This window comes from Telmatospirillum siberiense, assembly GCF_002845745.1.
In the GTDB taxonomy this organism is placed as follows: Bacteria; Pseudomonadota; Alphaproteobacteria; order Rhodospirillales; family Magnetospirillaceae; genus Telmatospirillum; species Telmatospirillum siberiense.
The window spans coordinates 19,370-37,035 of sequence record NZ_PIUM01000038.1; the positions used below are offsets into that span (position 1 = coordinate 19,370).

Annotated in this window: 18 protein-coding genes and 1 other RNA gene; 13 read left to right on the forward strand and 6 right to left on the reverse strand. The window is 57.9% G+C overall.

What is annotated here, in order from left to right; all coding sequences use genetic code 11:
- Positions 1–21 precede the first annotated feature (21 nt).
- On the reverse strand, positions 22–672 hold the full coding sequence (locus CWS72_RS23390; protein WP_101253071.1) for a DUF938 domain-containing protein: 651 nt from the start codon (positions 670–672) through the stop codon (positions 22–24).
- Positions 673–726: 54 nt separating this feature from the next.
- Positions 727–1,773: an alpha/beta fold hydrolase gene (locus CWS72_RS23395; RefSeq protein ID WP_101253072.1), complete on the reverse strand. Its 1,047-nt coding sequence runs from the start codon at positions 1,771–1,773 to the stop codon at positions 727–729.
- 233 nt (positions 1,774–2,006) lie between these two features.
- On the opposite strand from CWS72_RS23395, the gene CWS72_RS23400 reads away from it, so the two are divergent.
- Positions 2,007–2,321, forward strand: a complete 315-nt coding sequence (locus CWS72_RS23400) for a hypothetical protein (RefSeq protein ID WP_101253114.1) — start codon at positions 2,007–2,009, stop codon at positions 2,319–2,321.
- Between the two features lie 71 nt (positions 2,322–2,392).
- Here the strand turns inward: CWS72_RS23400 and CWS72_RS23405 are convergent, their stop codons facing one another.
- Together CWS72_RS23405 and CWS72_RS23410 are read right to left on the reverse strand one after the other, a co-directional pair.
- Positions 2,393–3,256: an epoxyqueuosine reductase gene (locus CWS72_RS23405; protein WP_101253073.1), complete on the reverse strand. Its 864-nt coding sequence runs from the start codon at positions 3,254–3,256 to the stop codon at positions 2,393–2,395.
- Positions 3,249–3,656, reverse strand: a complete 408-nt coding sequence (locus CWS72_RS23410) for a hypothetical protein (RefSeq protein WP_101253074.1) — start codon at positions 3,654–3,656, stop codon at positions 3,249–3,251. Before CWS72_RS23410 ends, CWS72_RS23405 begins: the two co-directional genes overlap by 8 nt.
- Positions 3,657–3,827: 171 nt before the next feature.
- On the opposite strand from CWS72_RS23410, the gene CWS72_RS23415 reads away from it, so the two are divergent.
- Genes CWS72_RS23415 through CWS72_RS23425 form a run of 3 tightly spaced genes read left to right on the forward strand, consistent with a single transcriptional unit; the run spans position 3,828 to position 6,441 of the window.
- The gene (locus tag CWS72_RS23415) at positions 3,828–4,676 is read left to right on the forward strand and encodes an ABC transporter permease subunit (protein ID WP_101253075.1); all 849 of its coding nucleotides are present in this window, start codon (positions 3,828–3,830) and stop codon (positions 4,674–4,676) included.
- Positions 4,676–5,383, forward strand: a complete 708-nt coding sequence (locus CWS72_RS23420; RefSeq protein ID WP_101253076.1) for an ABC transporter ATP-binding protein — start codon at positions 4,676–4,678, stop codon at positions 5,381–5,383. The genes CWS72_RS23415 and CWS72_RS23420 overlap by 1 nt, the downstream gene beginning before the upstream one ends.
- 59 nt (positions 5,384–5,442) lie before the next feature.
- Positions 5,443–6,441, forward strand: a complete 999-nt coding sequence (locus tag CWS72_RS23425) for an NrtA/SsuA/CpmA family ABC transporter substrate-binding protein (RefSeq protein WP_101253077.1) — start codon at positions 5,443–5,445, stop codon at positions 6,439–6,441.
- 88 nt (positions 6,442–6,529) lie between these two features.
- On the opposite strand, the gene ssrA is transcribed toward CWS72_RS23425, so the two are convergent.
- Positions 6,530–6,879, reverse strand: a transfer-messenger RNA (tmRNA) gene (gene ssrA, locus CWS72_RS23430).
- Between the two features lie 182 nt (positions 6,880–7,061).
- Between ssrA and CWS72_RS23435 the strand changes: the two genes are divergently transcribed.
- The 7 genes from CWS72_RS23435 (at position 7,062) to CWS72_RS23465 (ending at position 13,813) form a co-directional block, all read left to right on the forward strand.
- A complete protein-coding gene (locus CWS72_RS23435) occupies positions 7,062–7,376 on the forward strand; it encodes a YdhR family protein (RefSeq protein WP_101253115.1) in 315 nt (104 codons plus the stop codon).
- Positions 7,377–7,613: 237 nt separating this feature from the next.
- Positions 7,614–8,819, forward strand: a complete 1,206-nt coding sequence (locus tag CWS72_RS23440; protein WP_101253078.1) for a substrate-binding protein — start codon at positions 7,614–7,616, stop codon at positions 8,817–8,819.
- Between the two features lie 2 nt (positions 8,820–8,821).
- Complete coding sequence (locus CWS72_RS23445; protein WP_101253079.1) at positions 8,822–9,571, forward strand: ABC transporter ATP-binding protein; 750 nt, start codon at positions 8,822–8,824, stop codon at positions 9,569–9,571.
- On the forward strand, positions 9,564–10,286 hold the full coding sequence (locus CWS72_RS23450; RefSeq protein ID WP_101253080.1) for an ABC transporter ATP-binding protein: 723 nt from the start codon (positions 9,564–9,566) through the stop codon (positions 10,284–10,286). The genes CWS72_RS23445 and CWS72_RS23450 overlap by 8 nt, the downstream gene beginning before the upstream one ends.
- Before the next feature lie 12 nt (positions 10,287–10,298).
- Complete coding sequence (locus CWS72_RS23455) at positions 10,299–11,162, forward strand: branched-chain amino acid ABC transporter permease (protein ID WP_101253081.1); 864 nt, start codon at positions 10,299–10,301, stop codon at positions 11,160–11,162.
- Positions 11,159–12,217 carry a branched-chain amino acid ABC transporter permease gene (locus CWS72_RS23460; protein WP_101253082.1) on the forward strand — a complete coding sequence of 353 codons (1,059 nt, stop codon included), beginning with the start codon at positions 11,159–11,161 and terminating at the stop codon, positions 12,215–12,217. The genes CWS72_RS23455 and CWS72_RS23460 overlap by 4 nt, the downstream gene beginning before the upstream one ends.
- A gap of 54 nt (positions 12,218–12,271) precedes the next feature.
- Positions 12,272–13,813, forward strand: coding sequence for a M81 family metallopeptidase (locus CWS72_RS23465; RefSeq protein ID WP_101253083.1), 1,542 nt, complete (start codon positions 12,272–12,274; stop codon positions 13,811–13,813).
- Between the two features lie 18 nt (positions 13,814–13,831).
- Here the strand turns inward: CWS72_RS23465 and CWS72_RS23470 are convergent, their stop codons facing one another.
- The gene (locus CWS72_RS23470; protein WP_338056221.1) at positions 13,832–15,352 is read right to left on the reverse strand and encodes an MFS transporter; all 1,521 of its coding nucleotides are present in this window, start codon (positions 15,350–15,352) and stop codon (positions 13,832–13,834) included.
- Positions 15,353–15,666: 314 nt separating this feature from the next.
- Here CWS72_RS23470 and CWS72_RS23475 point away from each other — a divergent pair, with 314 nt between their 5' ends.
- Both CWS72_RS23475 and CWS72_RS23480 read left to right on the forward strand, forming a co-directional pair.
- On the forward strand, positions 15,667–16,152 hold the full coding sequence (locus tag CWS72_RS23475; RefSeq protein ID WP_101253084.1) for a tripartite tricarboxylate transporter TctB family protein: 486 nt from the start codon (positions 15,667–15,669) through the stop codon (positions 16,150–16,152).
- Positions 16,153–16,156: 4 nt separating this feature from the next.
- A complete protein-coding gene (locus CWS72_RS23480; RefSeq protein ID WP_101253085.1) occupies positions 16,157–17,653 on the forward strand; it encodes a tripartite tricarboxylate transporter permease in 1,497 nt (498 codons plus the stop codon).
- Positions 17,654–17,666: the final 13 nt, after the last annotated feature.

Consider the following 17,666-nt stretch of genomic DNA (forward strand, 5'->3'; position numbering starts at 1 on the left):
CGGCCGACGCCCCTATGCCTTTCAGCCCCTGGCGAAAATCAAAATGAAATTGTTTGCCGGCCGGTCGATCTTTTCCTTCAGGACGATGCCATGGGGCTTCGCCGCCTTTTCCAGATCCCGCACATCCTTAAGGCCCCACTCGGGAACCTTGGCGGCCAGAATCTCGGCATCGAACGCCTTGTTGGAGTCCGTGGTGTAATCCCCATCCACTTTGAAGGGGCCGTAAATCGCCACGAAACCATCGTCCTTCAGCAGCTTGGCGGCCAGGGCGGCGATGCCGTCGGCGATGGATACCGGAGCAACCTGGAAAATATTGATCACGAAAATGACGTCGTAGCGCCGCTCCGCCGCGGATGGCCAAGTCGCCGGATCGGTAAGATCGATCCTGATGGGGTCGGCCACGTTGCTGTTGCCGGCGGCCTCCCGCTTCTCGGTGATCGAGTTGAAGACCTCGGGGATCAGATCCGACGGCTGAAAACGGATTTTCGGAAAATGGGGGGCAAAATGGTTGATATGCAGACCGCTGCCGCTGGCCAGTTCAAGGGCGTCGCCGGAGTCGGGAAACTTCTGCTGAAAGATCTCCAGGATGGGATCGCGGTTGCGCCGCCCCGCCCAGGCCACATAGTCGCTGAGAGGATAGGGATCGATCGGGGGTCTCGCTTGGTCGGTCATGGGCTACTCCTTCTTCATCAGTGAAAACGACGAATGGCGTCCCGGCGTTTCCGATCAGGACGTGGCAAGCAGCTCTTTGAGGTACGCGTCGACGCGTTCGTTGTAGCCAGGATCAATGCCGAACAGGGCCAGATGCCCCCAAGCCGAAGACACCAGCTTGAGGGAGCTGTTGGGGACCAGTTTCTGTTCGGCGGCGACATCGGCCAGGGGAAAGAACCCATCCTCTTCGATGGCGATGACCGCGACCTTCGCCGTAATGGCGCCCAGGGCCCGGCGCAGGTCGCCGCCGGCAATCCGCCCGACGTCGTTGTCGCGCCACTTGGAGGCAAGAAGAATCAGATTGTTGGGATCCTGCGGCAAAAAATGGTTCTCGACGAAGCCGGTGAGGAAATCGTCGACCGACGAGAAACCCAACCCCCGCCACAATTCGTCATTGAACAGGCGCGGAGTGAAACCCGAGGCCGCGAACACCCTTGCATGTCGCCGGAGCCCCCGGTGCGCGGCACCATCTTCCCGGTACCAGCCATCGTCGAACGCCGGATCGCCGGTAATCGCCTCGATAAAGGTTTCCACCAGCAGTCTGTTGTGCGCCGTCCCCCTGGCGGTGCCGGCAATCGGCGCCGCCCGCCTGACCACGGCGGGGAAGCGGGCCGCCCATTCATAGGTCTGCTGGGCCCCCATCGAACCACCGAGCACCAAAGCCAACCGCTCGATACCGAACTTCTCGGTGACCAACCGATGCTGCGCCCTGACATCGTCGGCGTTGCTGACCCGCGGAAACTTCGCGGCATTGAAGGGGGCCGGCGTATTGTGCGGGGAACTGGACAAGCCGTTGCCGAGCTGATTGACCAGAATGATGAAATATTTTTCGGGGTCGAGAGCCCTGCCCGGCCCCACATAGGCCTGCTCCAGGATCTTGTTGGTTCCGGAATACCAGGTCGGAAAGAGAATCGCGTTGTCCCGGCTGGCCGACAATGTGCCGAAAGTGGCATAGGCGAGCTTCCCGCCCCTGATCTTCCCGCCATTTTCGAGATCGAAGTCGCCAAGGTCATAGATCTCATAAGGGCCATGGTTTTCCTGGCCGTAATACGCCGCTGTCACAAGCCCCCTCCTCGCCACGCATCCACGGCGCCGCGCCGCCCCGCCCGATTACTATCTATAAATCTACTAGATTAGTCAATTTACGAGTCGCTGGTTCCCGTTCTTTTTTTAAACCACAGATTTTTCATGATTAAAGCGCCTTCGCTCCTGCCGTCGCTATGCAGTAGATTTATCTAGTAGATTTATGCACAATGTGCCGATTGGCATTGGTGGCTATTCCGTGGAGGGATATCGTGAGCGCGAAGAAAATCTTTCTCTATGCGGAGATTCAGGTCTCCATCCCCTTCACCGAGATTGATTGGAAATCAATAAACATAGCCATGAAAAAAAATGAAGGACTCAAAAGCAAAACATGGCTTAGCGGCATTAATAACCACACGATTGGCGGCTTCTATGAATTTGATTCTCTGGAGAATGCCAAGGCATATGCCGGGGGATATCTGTCAGATGCCGCGAAACAACTTGGCGGAAGTCTTTCAGTAAAATTATTTGACGGCGATATCGTGGCCGCGGCCAGCCGAGAGATCGCCTCACCCTATTACTCATAGAATTATTTGGACTGAGCGCTACCCGGAAATGGCGTCATTTCCGGGTAGCCAACCACGGCGGTCTTGCCCCCTCACGTTCCCTTGCGCTTCGGAAGCCGGTCGGAACAAGGCAGATTATTCTGGCAATGACCGCAGGAGTGATAACCCCACTCCTTGAATTCCGGACGGATATTGGTATCGCCATTGGTGACGCAGATCCGATGATCCTTGCCACCCGCATGAATGGCGCCGACCGGACAACGCCTGATGCAGGCGCCGCATGTCCCGTCGAACATCCAGGGACAATATTCGTAAATATCGGTATAGGGACGCGGGGTCGGCTCCAGTTCTAGATCGGTGACGACACTGCCGATACGGCCGGCGGCTCCTTTTTCCGTCAACAATCCGGCATGCAGGCCGAACGTTCCGACGCCGGCGATGAAGGCGACGTGTCGTTCCGACCACATGGGGAGCCAGTTCAGCGCCTTGTAAGCGGGGTCAAGATTGGGCGCCGCCGCCCGGCCGCCCCGCAGTTCCAGGAAACGAACCAGACTTCGACGCATCACATTGATGAAAACCTCGCCATTCAACCGGCCGGAGACCCACTCCAGCGAGGGAAGCGCCGATTCCCTGTCGTAACTCTGCTTTATCTCGCGGGAGAACGGGGCGAAAAAACTGATCACCGACTTCGCGCCGGCCAGCCAATGATCGGCCTTCACATGAATCGGCCCCACGACATGCGGCTGCGCCAAGGTGTCGAACAAGGGATCTGCAGCCGATGCGATACCCACCACCGGCGCTTCCCAGATCGGCACATTATCGCCCTCCGGCAGGGCATTGCGGGGATCGGTCCCGACCAGTTCGCCCAGATAATCGGCGATAGTGCCGACATCCAGGCCGGTTTCGCGGAACCGCCGGGTGATGTAGCCGCTTTTGGGATTGGACGACTTAGCCATGGACGACGTCCTGCGTCCCGTCCGATGTCGACGTGGCGGCCTCGTCCGAATATTTCCCCTTGTTCAAGCCGTAACTGGTCGGCGTGAAATCATATCCGTTCCATGCCCACAACTGATCCCAGACCTCGTCGACCAACGCTTCCGCACGCCGGACGGAACTTTCCCCCTCGGCCAGCCGCGTGGCGCCTTCCTTCGGAAACAGCTCGCCCTCGATGTAATAATAAACCTCCCAGCGTACCGGGATTCCCTCATTGCGCAGCCACGCGGTCCGGTCGGTACGGCGAACCGACAACACCTTGCGCGGATCCGGCCGATAACCGCGGTAATTGACCTGCAGCACATAATCGGCAATGGCGGCGACCACCGACCGTCGATCCAATCCATTTACCAACGGCGACATTCCTCGACACCCCATCGATGAACCGGGACGGGCCCGGCGGAAATCGGTTTTAAAACCCAATATATCTATTGTCTAGTGGTATTGTGGACTTTAACATACAGGGTGTGATTTGGCGATAAGCCGGGCGGGGTCAGAATTTTCCCCCCGGACCAGCGGCTCTGAGGATGAAAAATGAACAATCCCGATACCGTCTGCGTAATACCGGCGCAAAGGTCGAAACGGGCGCTGGGCAAGACCGGCCGGCGCGCCGGCTTCGATACGCGGCTGCTGCTGTCCTGGTCCATTCCCGTTCTGTTGTTGCTGGTCTGGGAGGAAGCCGCCCGTGCCGGATGGATATCTCCATATATCCTGCCGGCCCCCAGCAAGGTTCTTGAAACGGCCTGGGCGCTCACCATCAGCGGCCGGCTGGCCACCGATCTCGGCGTCAGCCTGCTCCGCGCCGCCAGCGGATTCGCCATCGGCGGCACCATCGGCTTCCTGCTCGGCACCCTGGTCGGTTTTTCGAAGATCGCCGGCACGGTCATCGACCGCTCCGTTCAGATGATTCGCGCCGTCCCGTTTCTCGCGCTGCTGCCGCTCGTCATCGTCTGGTTCGGCGTCGGCGAAAGTCAGAAGATATTCATGGTCGCTTTGGGCGTGAGTTTTCCCATCTACATCAACACGACGCTGGGCATCCGCCAGATCGACCCAAAGCTGATCGAGCTCGGCCGAGTCCAGAATTTGGAGTCGCTGGAGTTGATTCGCCGAATCATCCTTCCGGGCGCCCTGCCCTCCATACTGACCGGGGTCCGTTACGCCTTGGCGACCGCCTGGCTGGCGCTGGTGGTGGCCGAAACCGTGGGATCGAATGCCGGCATCGGCTTCCTGGCGATCGATGCCCGCGAGTTTCTTCGCACCGACGTCATCGTGCTGACCATCCTGATCTACGCGGCCATCGGCGTGAGCGCGGATTCGATCGCCCGCCTGCTGGAGCGCCGGCTGCTGTCCTGGCACCCCAACTTCACCGGGGAGGGACGGTGATGCCCCCCACGCCCGACGAAACGGCTGCCGTCACCGCCACCGGCCTCGTCCGGGCCTATGGCGACAGCCTGGTGATCAACCGGTTGAGCCTGCGTATTCCCTGCGGCGAGTTCGTCGCCCTTCTGGGGGAAAGCGGCTGCGGCAAGACCACCTTGTTGCGCGCCCTGGCCGGCCTCGACACTATCCAGGCCGGGCGCATCGACGCCCCGCGCCGGCCGGCGGTGGTGTTCCAGGAACATCGACTGCTTCCCTGGCTGTCGGTATGGCAAAACGTCGCCCTCGGCCTGAAAGGCGAGGCTCCACGGGCGAAAGCCGAGGCCGCCCTGACCGAAGTCGGGCTGGGTTCCCGACTGGACGACTGGCCACGGACGCTTTCCGGTGGACAGGCCCAACGCGTGGCTTTGGCCCGCGCCCTGGTCCAGGAGCCCCGTCTCCTGCTCCTGGACGAACCCTTCGCCGCGCTGGATGCCCTGACACGCATCAAAATGCACCATCTGGTCAGACGCCTCGTCGCCAAGCATCGCCCCGGGGTGCTTCTGGTCACCCACGACGTCGGCGAAGCCATTTCCCTGGCCGACCGCATCCTGGTCATGCGCGAAGGCGCCATCGCCTCGGAATACACCGTTTCAGACCAGCCGGATGCCCGGGAATTGCATTCCGTCCTGCTCGAAGAACTGGGCGTTGCCGCCGGCGAGCCCGTTCACTGAAACGATCGGCACGCCCGATTTCCCCCCTTTCTCCCAAACATACCAACCGGAGCTGTTCCATGCCGAAACCGTCATCTTTTTGGTCCCGCCGCGAGTTCCTCCGCACACTGGCGATCGGCGCCGGATCGGCGGGCGTGATTCCGGCCGTGATTTCCCGACCCGCCGCCGGACGGACCACCGATCGGGTCCGTTTGACCTACGCCCGGGGCGGCCTGACCCTGATCGCCAAGGAACGCGGCGAACTGGACAAACGCCTGTCCAAGGAGGGGATCAAGGTCGAATGGGTCGGCCCCTTCCCCAATCACGCACCGACCCTGCAGGCCGTCACCGGCGGCAGCGCCGATTTCAGTTTCGGCGGTTCGACCACTCCGGCACTGGCCGCCATCATCGCCGGCGCGCCGTTGGTCTTCACCCAGTTCTACCACTATGACCCGCGCACGACGGCCATCATCGCCAGAAAGGACACGGGCATCGAGACGGTCAAGGACCTGATCGGCAAGACGGTGGCGGTCAACCGCTCGGGATTGGGAGAGTTCCTGTTGATCGCCGCGCTGGAAAAGCATGGCATCGAGCGTTCCAAGGTCAACGCCATTTATCTGAATCCGCCCGATGCGGCGACGGCGCTGGCCGCCGGCAAGATCGATGCCTGGGCGATGTGGAGTCCCGCCGTCGACATCGCCCGGGTGGAATATCAGGCCAGGGACGTGTTCAACGAGGGGCGGGACCTGAACTTCGCCGTCGATTACAGCTCCTTCCTCACCTCCCGCGACTTCGCGGCGGCGAACCCCGATCTGGTCCGCGCCGTCAATGCCGCCTTCGCCGCCGAGGGAGCCTGGGCCTCGGCCAATGTGCGCGAGTCCGAGGAGATCAGCCAGCAGGCCGGCCAGTACAAGGACGAGGTCAGGGACTATTTCATCGGCCTCAAGCGTCAATATCGTTTCTACGCCGTGAACGACACCAGCTTCGTCACCCGGCTGCAGACGGCGGCGGACTGGCTCACGGATCGCAGCATTCTGACCGAACGGATAACCGTCGCCGGACATGTCGCCCGGCTGTGACGCCGTCGTCGACCGGTTTCAAACGCGGCGGGCCGACAGCAAACCGCCATGAATGAAAGCGGTCGACGACGATAATCTAAAAAAGGGAAGTGGGGGCGTTCTGTTGCCCGGTGCCCCCGGACCGCGAATCAAATTACTCTAGCGGCCGTTAGGCGGCGAGAGCAACATTTTCGGTGACAGCGATGTTATCGTTGGCACTTAGTGTGTTTGAGCCTGATGGACGGTCGCACTCATACCGAGAACAAGCCTGACCTTTACTACGCACGTCGATCCTATTTCGCCCCCACAAAGCCGCTCATGAACCGGAACGGCGGGATAGTGGTGGAGGCGCCGGGTACCGCCCCCGGGTCCGTAACGCTTATTCTGTGAGGCGTTTAGTTCCATAGCCGGTTGCCCGGCGAGCGCAGTGTAGCACGGACGGATTCGAAGACGGAATAAAATGATTAATCCTTCGAAACGTCGCCTGCATACGCAGATACAGATCCACATCAGGAGAACCGCCGGCATGAAATCGCGGCTCGAATAAGAGCCACATCGGCATCAATCGTCGGAATCGACCGACGGGCCGTCACCTGTCCGCTTGAAGATCACCATCCGATATTCATCCAATGGAGACGACAATGATCACCGCCATCGTTTTATATAAGCTGCCCCAAGGAATCGGACTTGAGGAATGCAGGGAACACTTCGCGAGAATTTCCCCAAATTTCCTCAATATACCTGGTTTTATCCAAAAGCAGTTTATCTGCATGCGTGAAGGTGGCGTCGCGGGCGGCGCATATCTGTGGGAGAATCGGGAAGCTGCGGAAGCGTTTTACTCCGGTGAATGGTTGGAGGGCATTCGCGCACGCTACGGGAACGACCCGGCGATCACCTATTTTGAAACCGTCGCCATCGCCGACCGGACCACGGGAGTTGCCGGAGCGGTCAACTGACGAAGCCGCAGCCATTACGCTCCTCCGGAGCTGCCGTAATGGAAGATGCCCCATCCGCTCCCGAACCGATCATGAAGATCGCATCAGCGGCCTGATAGAGGGGCGCCACACGGCGCCCCTCTATAAAAAAATCAATAATATATATGATCGATAATATATATTATTGATTCAACGCCTCACTGGGATTAGCCTCGAAGATCATGGTTATCCGCCTCAGCGCCGTTGGCGAAAGGCTCCATGCAACATGAAGCCCCCCGGCATCGGCGCCGATTTGGAGTTGCTGAAATGTTAAGTCGGCGAGAACTCATCAAAGGCACGCTTGCCACGCCATTTGCCATCGCGCCGAACAAAGCCTTTGGAACGCAATCATTGAAAATAGGCGCCATCCTGCCGTTCTCAGGGGGGCAGGAGCTCATTGGAAATCAGGCAAAACTGGGAATCGATCTCGCAATCACGGAGATCAACGCCGCAGGCGGCGTACTCGGATCGCCGATTGAAGTCGTGTATCAAGATGATCAAACCGACCCCAAGACGGCCGTCGAACGGGCGATCACATTGATTCAAAGAGAGACGGTAGCCGCAATTGTCGGCCCTATCTTATCCCCGGCGCGGGATGCCAATCTTGCCATTCATCGACGCCACAAAGTGGCCCTCCTCTATGGCGCCAGCTTCGAGGGTGGCTCATGCGATCAATATCTATTCAATTTTGGCACTTCCCCGAATCAAGAACTCGACGCGTTGCTGACGGAACTCCAATCCCAGGCAGGTAACGATTTTTATCTATTCGGCGCAGACATCGCCTGGGGACAGAAGCTGTTCCCGAAAGCCGAAAAAGTAATAACCGAACATGGGGGAACCGTCGTAGCGAAAGAACTAACCGCACTAAATACAACGGATTTCACAACCAGCATCAGGCGCATTAGGGAAAGCGGAGCCAAAGTCGTTATCCAGGCTTTTCCCGGCTCCAGAGGGTTGAGTTTTCTCAAACAAGCGGAAGATCTGGGCCTGTTCGGAAAGGTGACGTTTGCTTGCGTCGGGTTCAGCGAATCCAGTCTGGGAGCGTTCGGCCCAGGTCAGGGAGAGGATATCTGGGTTGAGACTCCATTCGTCAGCACCCTGGACCAGCCCGCCATCAGAGATTTCGTATCTCGGGCAAAGAGCGGATCGCCATCCGGTTTCGTGACGCGCTATGTGGTTTCACATTACAACGCGATCAAAGCCGTCGCCGCGGCGGCCTCGGGAAAGAAAAGCTCCGCACGCGAGGACATCCTGGCAGGGTTATCCGGCCTGGAAATCGACAGCCCCACCGGCCAGCTGACTGTCGATCCAGTCAACCACTGCGTAAATCAGTCCATGTTTCTCGCCAAAACGGAAAAAGGCAGCTTACGAGTCGTCAAATCCGTCGGAAACATCCGGGCCGACGCCGGCTGCGCACTGCTTTAGACATGCGCGCCGCCATTCACTTTGAGGAAGACGCCTCCGAACCGCTGCTCGTGCTGGACGCCATCTCCCATCGCTTCGGCAAAGTCCTCGCACTCGACAACGTCTCCCTGAAGCTTCAAACCGGAGAGATACTTTGTATTATCGGCCCAAACGGGTCAGGTAAAACGACCTTGTTCAACATCATAACGGGGCAATTGAAACCCCAAAAGGGGTGCGTCCGATTCGCCGGAAAATCTATTTCCGGCCTTTCTCCGGATCGGATCGCCCATCTTCGAATCGGCAGGAAATTCCAGACTCCCAGTATATTCAAAGACCTCTCGGCCCTTGACAACCTTTTGGTCGCGCACACGGCAGCGAAATCAATTCCGAAAAAGGACCGCCCCCTGCAATTTCTCAAGGCCGTCCGCCTGCACGGCATGGAGGATATCCCCGCCGGCTTCCTGTCTCACGGACAGAAGCAATGGCTCGAACTAGGCATGCTGATTTCTCAATCGCCCCGCCTGATCCTGCTTGATGAACCCACCGCTGGAATGACGCAGGCGGAAACCCTGGAAACGGTGGCTTTGATTAGAGCCTTGTGCGAACAGACCCGATGCGCCTGCCTGATCGTCGAACATGATATGCGCTTTGTAAAAGCGATAAATTGTCGCGTACTCGTCCTCTCGGCGGGCGAAATCATCGCATGCGGCGAATATGACGACATCCGCCATTCACCCTCCGTAAAAACCGCTTACCTCGGCACCCATGCCTAACCGCGGCTTGATTATCACCAATATCGCTTCCGGCTACGGTGACGGCACCGTTCTTTCAGCCCTCAGCCTGATCTGCGCACCCGGGGAACGCCTCGGCGTGATCGGCCGCAATGGCGCAGGAAAGACGACCTTGCTCCGCACCATTCTCGGGCTTCTACCCGTCCGAAGCGGGACTCTCCGTTATTTGGAACAAGACCTGACGACAGTTAAGACGCATGAAATTGCCCGACTTGGCATCGCATACGTCCCGCAGGGAAGACAGTTATTTCCAGACTTCACCGTCGCGCAGAATTTGTTTCTAGGGACGTATGCCCCCCTCCGGCAACGCCACCGGATCGAAGGCCATCTGGACATCGCCTACGAGTCCTTCCCCTGGCTTTATGAGCGCAGAGATGACCGCGCGGGAGGCTTGTCCGGCGGACAGCAACAGCAGCTCGCCATCGCGCGCGCAATGGTAAGCCGCCCGAGCCTTCTGCTACTGGATGAGCCTCTGGAGGGAATTCAACCTTCCATCGTGGAGGAAATATCTCGCGTATTGAAGATTTACGGCACGCAGGCTGCAACCAGCATGCTCATCATTGAACAAAACCTAAATATTCTTACCGAGTTATGCGACAGAATACTTCTTATTGAATCGGGAGAAATCATCAACGAATTTAACGCTTCACAATTAAAAGAAGACAAATCGTCAGCAGAATATTACATGAATATTTAAAACTATATTATCATGAATAATATTTTCGAATATCTTCTGGATACAACAAATTACATAATAATAGTGGCAGTAGTTACCCTTGGATTGGCAATAATTTTTGGCTTGATGCATATCATCAATATGGCTCACGGAGAATTTATGATGATGGGCGCATATATGGTGGTCGTCGCCAACTCCTTCGGGATCTCGGCGTGGGGCGCCATAATTGCGGCACCTCTTGCCATCGCCTTTTTCGGGTTGGCCGTGGAAGAAATATTGATCCGCCGGATCCATACAAGACTAGCCGGCACGATTCTCGCGACATCCGGCTTGGCGTTAGTCTTACGGCAGGGCGCTGTTTTGATCTTTGGACCGGGAGCACGCACGGTGCAGCCCCCCTTATCGACGACGGTACATATTTTTCAAACTCCTTATCCAGCCTACCGGCTTTGCGTTATGGGCATGACATTGCTCGTCATCCTCTCCGTCTATCTGCTTTTTTTCCGGACTCGCTGGGGGTTGATAGCCAGAGCGGTCATGATCAATCGGGAGATGGCATCCTGCCTTGGTGTCGATTCCCGGCATTTCGATCGCATCACCTTCGCCGTCGGAGCGGGATTGGCGGGGTTTGCGGGAGCAATCATCGCCCCCACGATTTCAATCGATCCTTCGATGGGAAGTTCCTATGGGGCACTGGCCTTTCTTGCGGTTCTCCTCGGCGGAATGGCAAGCACGTTGGCACCAATGGTCGGGGCGGCATTACTGGGTTCCGTACAAAGTCTCGGCGCGACCTTCATTTCATCGACCTGGGCCCCCGCCATCACCTTGATCATGGCCATCGCCTCTATTCGCCTTTTCCCGAGAGGTTTATTTCGGCAAAAGGATCGCATCGTATGACGGCAATAATTAAATATATAAAGAAAATTACTTTATCGCAGAATAATGATTCTGAAATAAAATCAGCATTATTGTTATACGCAGTGTTAGCCGTTGCCCCATGGTGCATTGAAGATTGGCAGAGAGGCGAATTTGCACGTTATTTTTCGTATATGCTTCTGGCAGCAAGCGTAGCTTGGGTTTGGGGCCACTGCGGCATACTTTGTTTCTGCCAGGCCCTATTTTTCGGCATGGGCGCCTATGCCATGGGCGCTGTTGAACTTGGTAAACTGCCCTTTCTTCCACAGATCAATTCCATGTGGATGGGACTGTTACTTAGCATTCTCCTCGCCACGCTCACTTCCTATGCCATCGGCAGACTATTCTTTTCTGTAAAGGCAATGGAAGGGCCACAAATCGCTCTTACGACCTTGGCCATCGGAATGATTGCAGAGAATGCGCTGACCAGTTGGCGTTTTTTGGGAGGTGAAAACGGTCTTCTCGGTGTTCCCTCCCTCCGCTTTGGTCTGACCGGAGGACCTGAAACCAACGACGCCTTGGCCGCGTATTTGGTCGGCTTCGGTTTATTCTCAACGCTCTCCGGTCTGCTGATTTGGATCGTACGCTCCCGATGGGGAAAAACTCTGCGGGCAATCCGCAACAACGGAATCCGAGCGGAAGCTCTTGGAATAAACGTCGTCCACCAGCAAAGCAAAGCATTCGCCCTCGGTGCCGTCGTGGCCGCGACGGCCGGCGCATTTTTCGTAACCCAATTCGGGTTCGCCTCGCCTTCACTTGTCGGGCCGGCGCTTTCCACCGAAGCCATCATCTGGGTCGCGCTAGGCGGCAAAAATCTTATCGTCTCGGCATGTGGCGGAGCGTTGTTGGTGCGACTGGCGGAGAGTTGGTTGACGGGATATTTCGAGGGTTTTTTCCCTCTTGTTCTCGGCACGGCCTTCCTTTTGGTGGTTGTCCGGTTGCCTCGCGGCGTCATCGGAGAACTCCTAATGGCAAGGAGGAATTCTCGCCATACGCGATCGTCAAACGAAATGGTGGTTCAAAAAATCACGGAATAAACCTCGCCGATTGAGTTTTTCACCAACCCGACGGCTGATCAGGAATCTCGGAAAATGCGTTTTGTCATCGCCCGTATGCATCATGAGACCAACACCTTCTCGCCGATCGAGACACCCCTCGAATCATTTTCTCCACGCTGGCAGCAAGACGCCCTGCGTGCCGGAAGAGGCTCACGCACCGCGATGGATGCCTTCCTCGCCTTTGCCGAGGAAATGAAAGGCGAGACGGCAACTCCGGTCTTCGCCTCGGCCAGTCCAAGCGCCGCCGTCCCCACGGATGCCTATGAACAGATGTGCATTGCGATCATCGAAGCCGTTCGAACCGGTTGCGACGCGGTGCTGCTCGATCTGCATGGGGCGATGGTTACCGAGAAACATGACGATGGCGAAGGCGAACTGCTCGCGCGGATTCGCGCGATAGCCCCCAGCGTTCCAATCGGCATCGCCCTCGATCTGCATGCAAACATCTCGCACCGGATGGTGTCGAACGCCGATGTCCTCGTCGGCTTCAAAACCTATCCGCATGTCGACATGTATGAGACCGGAGAACATGTTACAAAAATTCTGCGGACGATGATCGATACGGGAAAAGAATATGCCTGCGCCTTTTGCCGCCCCCCGCAACTTGCACATACGCTGAAGATGAACACATCCGTGCCCGGGGCCATGCGGGAGGTGATCGCGGCCGCACGAGCGGCAGAGAAACGACATGGCGTGCATGCCGTGAGCATTTTTGGCGGCTTCCCGATCGCCGATATCGCGGATACGGGCATGTCAGTCGTCGTCTACGCCGACGATCATCAATTGGCGGCAAAAATCGCGAGAGAAATCGGTGCCTTGCTGTGGGAACGAAGAACGGACTTCGTCTATGAAGAACGCCCTTTGACCGAATCGGTCGCCGCCGCCCGTGAGGCCGCGGAGAGGAACGGGTCTGGCCCGGTGCTGCTCCTGGATCACGGCGATAACTGCAACTCCGGAGGCACCTGTGACACGATGGACGTCTTCGAGGAGGCAATGAGACAACAACTGAGCGGTATCATCATAGGCCCCATCTGCGACCGGCAAGCCGTGGCAGCGGCGACCGCCGCCGGAGTAGGAGCCACGCTGACCCTCGAGATCGGCAATCGCACGCCGATGCCGGCCATTGGAATCGCCAAGACACCGCTTTCCCTCACCGGAACCGTGAAGGTGCTGGGCGACGGGCAATACGTCATTACCGGCCCGACTTATACGGGAATGCGCTGCTCGATGGGACGAGCGGCGGTCATCGATACCGGACGCGCTCTGATGCTGGTAACGGAACGCCCACACGAACCGTGGGATCACGGCGTCTTCACAAGTGTCGGAATCGATTTTTGTGATTGCCGATTCCTTATTCTGAAATCACGGATGTATTTCCGCCCGGCATTCGAGCCGTCGGCAAAAGCCGTGGTGGACTGCGCAAGTCTTGGCGTTACGAGTTCCGACTATTCACTGTTCCGCTTTGAGAAACTGTCACGGCCGATCTACCCTCTGGATCGCCATATCGAATGGCGCGCGACAGCCATGACGATACCAGACCGCCCAAACGCCGGAGTCGGCACCTCGGTCCGGTAAACGGCCTCTGTCCGGTCGTCAAACCACCCGCGAATTGGGCCGAACATAAATGGCGACGGTGAACAAGACGAAACTCAATATGGCCGCCACCACGTTATAAATCGTGGCTATCGCCAATGCGTGGCCATAAACCTGATGCGTCAAGAGCGATGAAGCGGTTGTCGCATGTTCGATCAAAGAAAACAGCAGCACGCCCACGATCGTGACGCCGACGGAAGTCCCGATGGTCTGCATGGTGCTGAGCACGCCCGCTCCCATGCCGGCCTGATCATCCCTGATTCCGCTGAGGATCGTATTGAAGGCAAGCGGAATGACGATCCCCTGCCCCAGGCCGTTTAGTATCAACGATAAGATCATGAGCCGAAGATTATCCACCGCCGTCGCGGCAACCAAGGCCGACAGCCCCGGTCCACAGGCAAAAATCAAGATTCCGGCCAGCAATGCGCCGCTCCCCGACCGGGCGGCCAGACGCGGCCCGGCAAGAGAACCGACGAAAAAAGCAACTGCGGAAGGCGTGAAAATCATCCCGGCCACAAGCGGCGTCAAACCGAGACCGAATTGAAGGAGCACCGTCAGCGACAGGAAGAAGGAACTGATAGCCGAATAGAACAGAAAGACCGCGCCAACACCGGCGACGAAGCGAGGATTCTCGAACAGCGACATCTCGATGATGGGAACCCCCCCTCGCGCCCACAGCCCGTTCTCGTAGCGTACGAAATTCCAGAAGACGGGAATCGACAACAGAGGGATCGCAAAGGCCCACCAGGGCCAACCGTATTCCCTTCCCTCCATGACGGGAACCAGCACCAGCAGCAGACCGAGCGCCCCCGTAAGAGCGCCGCGCAAGTCAAGCCGCGCGGCAACAGGTGCTTTTGTCTCGATAAGGACGACAGAGCCCGCCGCCATCGCGATCAAACCTATCGGTAGATTAATAAGGAAGATGAGCCGCCAGCCCTCCCCGCCACCATGTTCGATCAGCATTCCCCCCGCCAGTTGCGAAATCGTGGCGGCCACCCCCTGAACGGCGCCCATGACGCCAAAGGCATGCCGCCTCTGATCCCCCTCGAACAAGACGCGAATCGAAGCCAGCACTTGCGGCATGAGAATGGCGGCGCCGGTGCCCTGCAACACTCGCGCCGCAATCAACCAACCGGGCGACCAAGCGATGCCGCAAAGCCCCGATGCGGCGGTAAATAAGCCCATCCCCGTCAGGAAAACGCGACGTCGCCCGAAGAGATCTCCCAACCGCGCGCCATTCATGAGAAAGACGCCGTAGGCTGCGGCATAACCGACAAGGACAAGCTGCACCTCGGCGAACGAAGCCGCCAGATTGCCCTGGATGCTGGGAATGGCGACGTTGACGATGAAAAGATCAAGAATGGTGACGAAATTTCCGGTCAACAAAATCGCCAGCGCGAGCCACCGCCGACGCGGAGACGGTATCAAGGCATCGATCGCGTCTCCCGGAAACGGAGACGACCGCGAGGACATCCCTTCGGATGAGGCCGGTTCGAATTGGGAATTGGAATTGGTCATCATTACCCACCAATAATATTACGTACGATCGTAAATATAATAAACGACTTCGTCAAGCGGCTGCGTTGAGCCCCCCGCTCGAACGCGCATGAGCCACGGGGCCGGATAGGCCGTCTCACGCCGACCAGAAACTTTCCACCCAGTCTATTGACAAACGCTGGTGTCCCGTGCGAAATCGCTATCTACACAATTTTATTTACGCTCGATTACATATATTACACGGCATATCGGGACAATCGACATGACGCCGGTTCCCCATTTTTCGGACAGCCTCATTTCGATCGGCGCATCTGTTGATTGACGCAGGAATACGAGCAATGTCGAAAAGACGGGATTTGGACCGCAAGGACCGCCGCATCGCCTACTACGGCGGATCCTTGATGACCTTCATCGGGCTTGCGGCGATCATCCAAAGTATTCAGTACCATGTCGGCACGTTCCGGCAGATGGGCCCCGGTTACTTTCCGGCAGCGGTCGGCACAATACTGCTGCTGAGCGGAATCGGCATCGCGCTGTCTCCGCACCGAACCGGGACGGTCGCGGCGACCGGTGCCGACACGCAGCCAAGAACGCAACTGCGCGGCTGGACATGCATCATGCTCTCCATCATCGCCTTCATCGTGGTGAGCCGGCACGGAGGACTTCTGCCCGCGACTTTCTCCACCGTTTTCATCGCGGCGCTGGGCGATTGCGACAACACGCCGCGCGAGGCGGCGATCCTCGCCGCCACTTTGTCGATCGTCAGCGGCATCGTATTCTGGTGGGCCCTGAGCGTGCAGATTCCGCTTGTAACGTGGAACTGACGCGATGATGGCGCCGGCATTGCAGGATCTATGGAAAGGCTTCGGCGTCGCCTTCGAATTCCATAATTTGATATGGTCCTTTTTCGGAGTGCTGCTCGGTAATCTGATCGGCGTCATGCCCGGCATGGGAGCGATGTCGGCGATATCGCTTCTGCTGCCCCTGACATATTCACTCAGCCCCATCCCGGCGATTCTGATGCTGGCGGGAATTTTCTACGGCTCGCAATATGGCGGCGCGATCGGCGCCATATTATTAAATCTCCCCTGCCATCCGCCGCACGCCGTGACCTGCCTGGACGGCTATCCGCTGACCCTGCAAGGCAGGGGTGGAGCGGCGCTGGGCATTACGATGCTGTCATCTTTTTTCGCCGCATCGATGGGCATCGTCGTCATGATTTTCGCCTCGCCCCTGCTCGTCCGCGCGGCCCTCAGTTTCGGACCTACCGAAGTCTTCTCGATCATGCTTTTGGGATTGCTGGCCGGCGCAACAATGTCGCGCGGTCCTCCGCTCAAGGGAATCGCAATGACCGCCCTCGGCCTCCTTGTCGGCACCGTTGGCACCGACGTGAACACCGGTGTCCAGCGCTTCAATTTCGGCCTGCCGGAACTAAGCGAAAAAATCGAGCTCATCGCGCTCGCGCTCGGCGTTTTCGGCATCGCCGATTTTCTGCTCAACGTCAATCGGATGAAGACCCGTGGCGATGAGATCAGGATAAGAATGCGTGACATGCGTCCCAGTCGCGCCGAACTCAAGCGTTCGTTCTTTCCGATGGTCCGGGGAACGCTGATCGGCATGCTGTTCGGGGCGATGCCCGGCACCGGTCCGACGATAACGACATTCGTCGCCTATGCGTTGGAACGCAAAGTCGCCAAGGATCAAAAGCGCTTCGGGCATGGCGCGATCGAAGGTGTTGCCAGTCCAGAAGCGGCATCGCATGCGAAGACGCAAGTCGATTTCATTCCGACCATGAGCCTCGGCATCCCCGGTGACCCGGTCATGGCGTTGCTTCTCGGCGCGCTACTGATCCACGGCGTGCAGCCGGGTCCTCAACTGATAACAGAACACGCGGATTTGTTCTGGGGTCTGATTGCCAGCTTTTGGGTCGGCAATATTTTACTTATTATACTCAATGTTCCTTTGATCGGAATTTGGGTCAGACTGTTGCGAGTGCCTTATCGTTATCTCTTTCCATCGGCAATCCTCTTTATCGCCATCGGCGTCTACAGCATGAACAACAGTTTGTTCGAAGTGGCCGAGATACTCGTTTGCGGTGTCGCCGGCGCAATTCTGCTCTCCCTCGAATTCCCGGTCGCGCCGATCATCCTCGGATATGTGCTGGGTCCGACTTTGGAGGAAAATTTCCGCCGTGCGGCGCTGCTTTCCCGCGGCGATCTCATGGTGTTCATCGACCAGCCGATCAGCGGACTGTTCCTGGGCTTCAGCGCCCTGCTGATCGCGACCCAGCTGCTTGTCGCCTGGCGCGCCGGCGCCGAAACCTGAAACGGATGTCCAA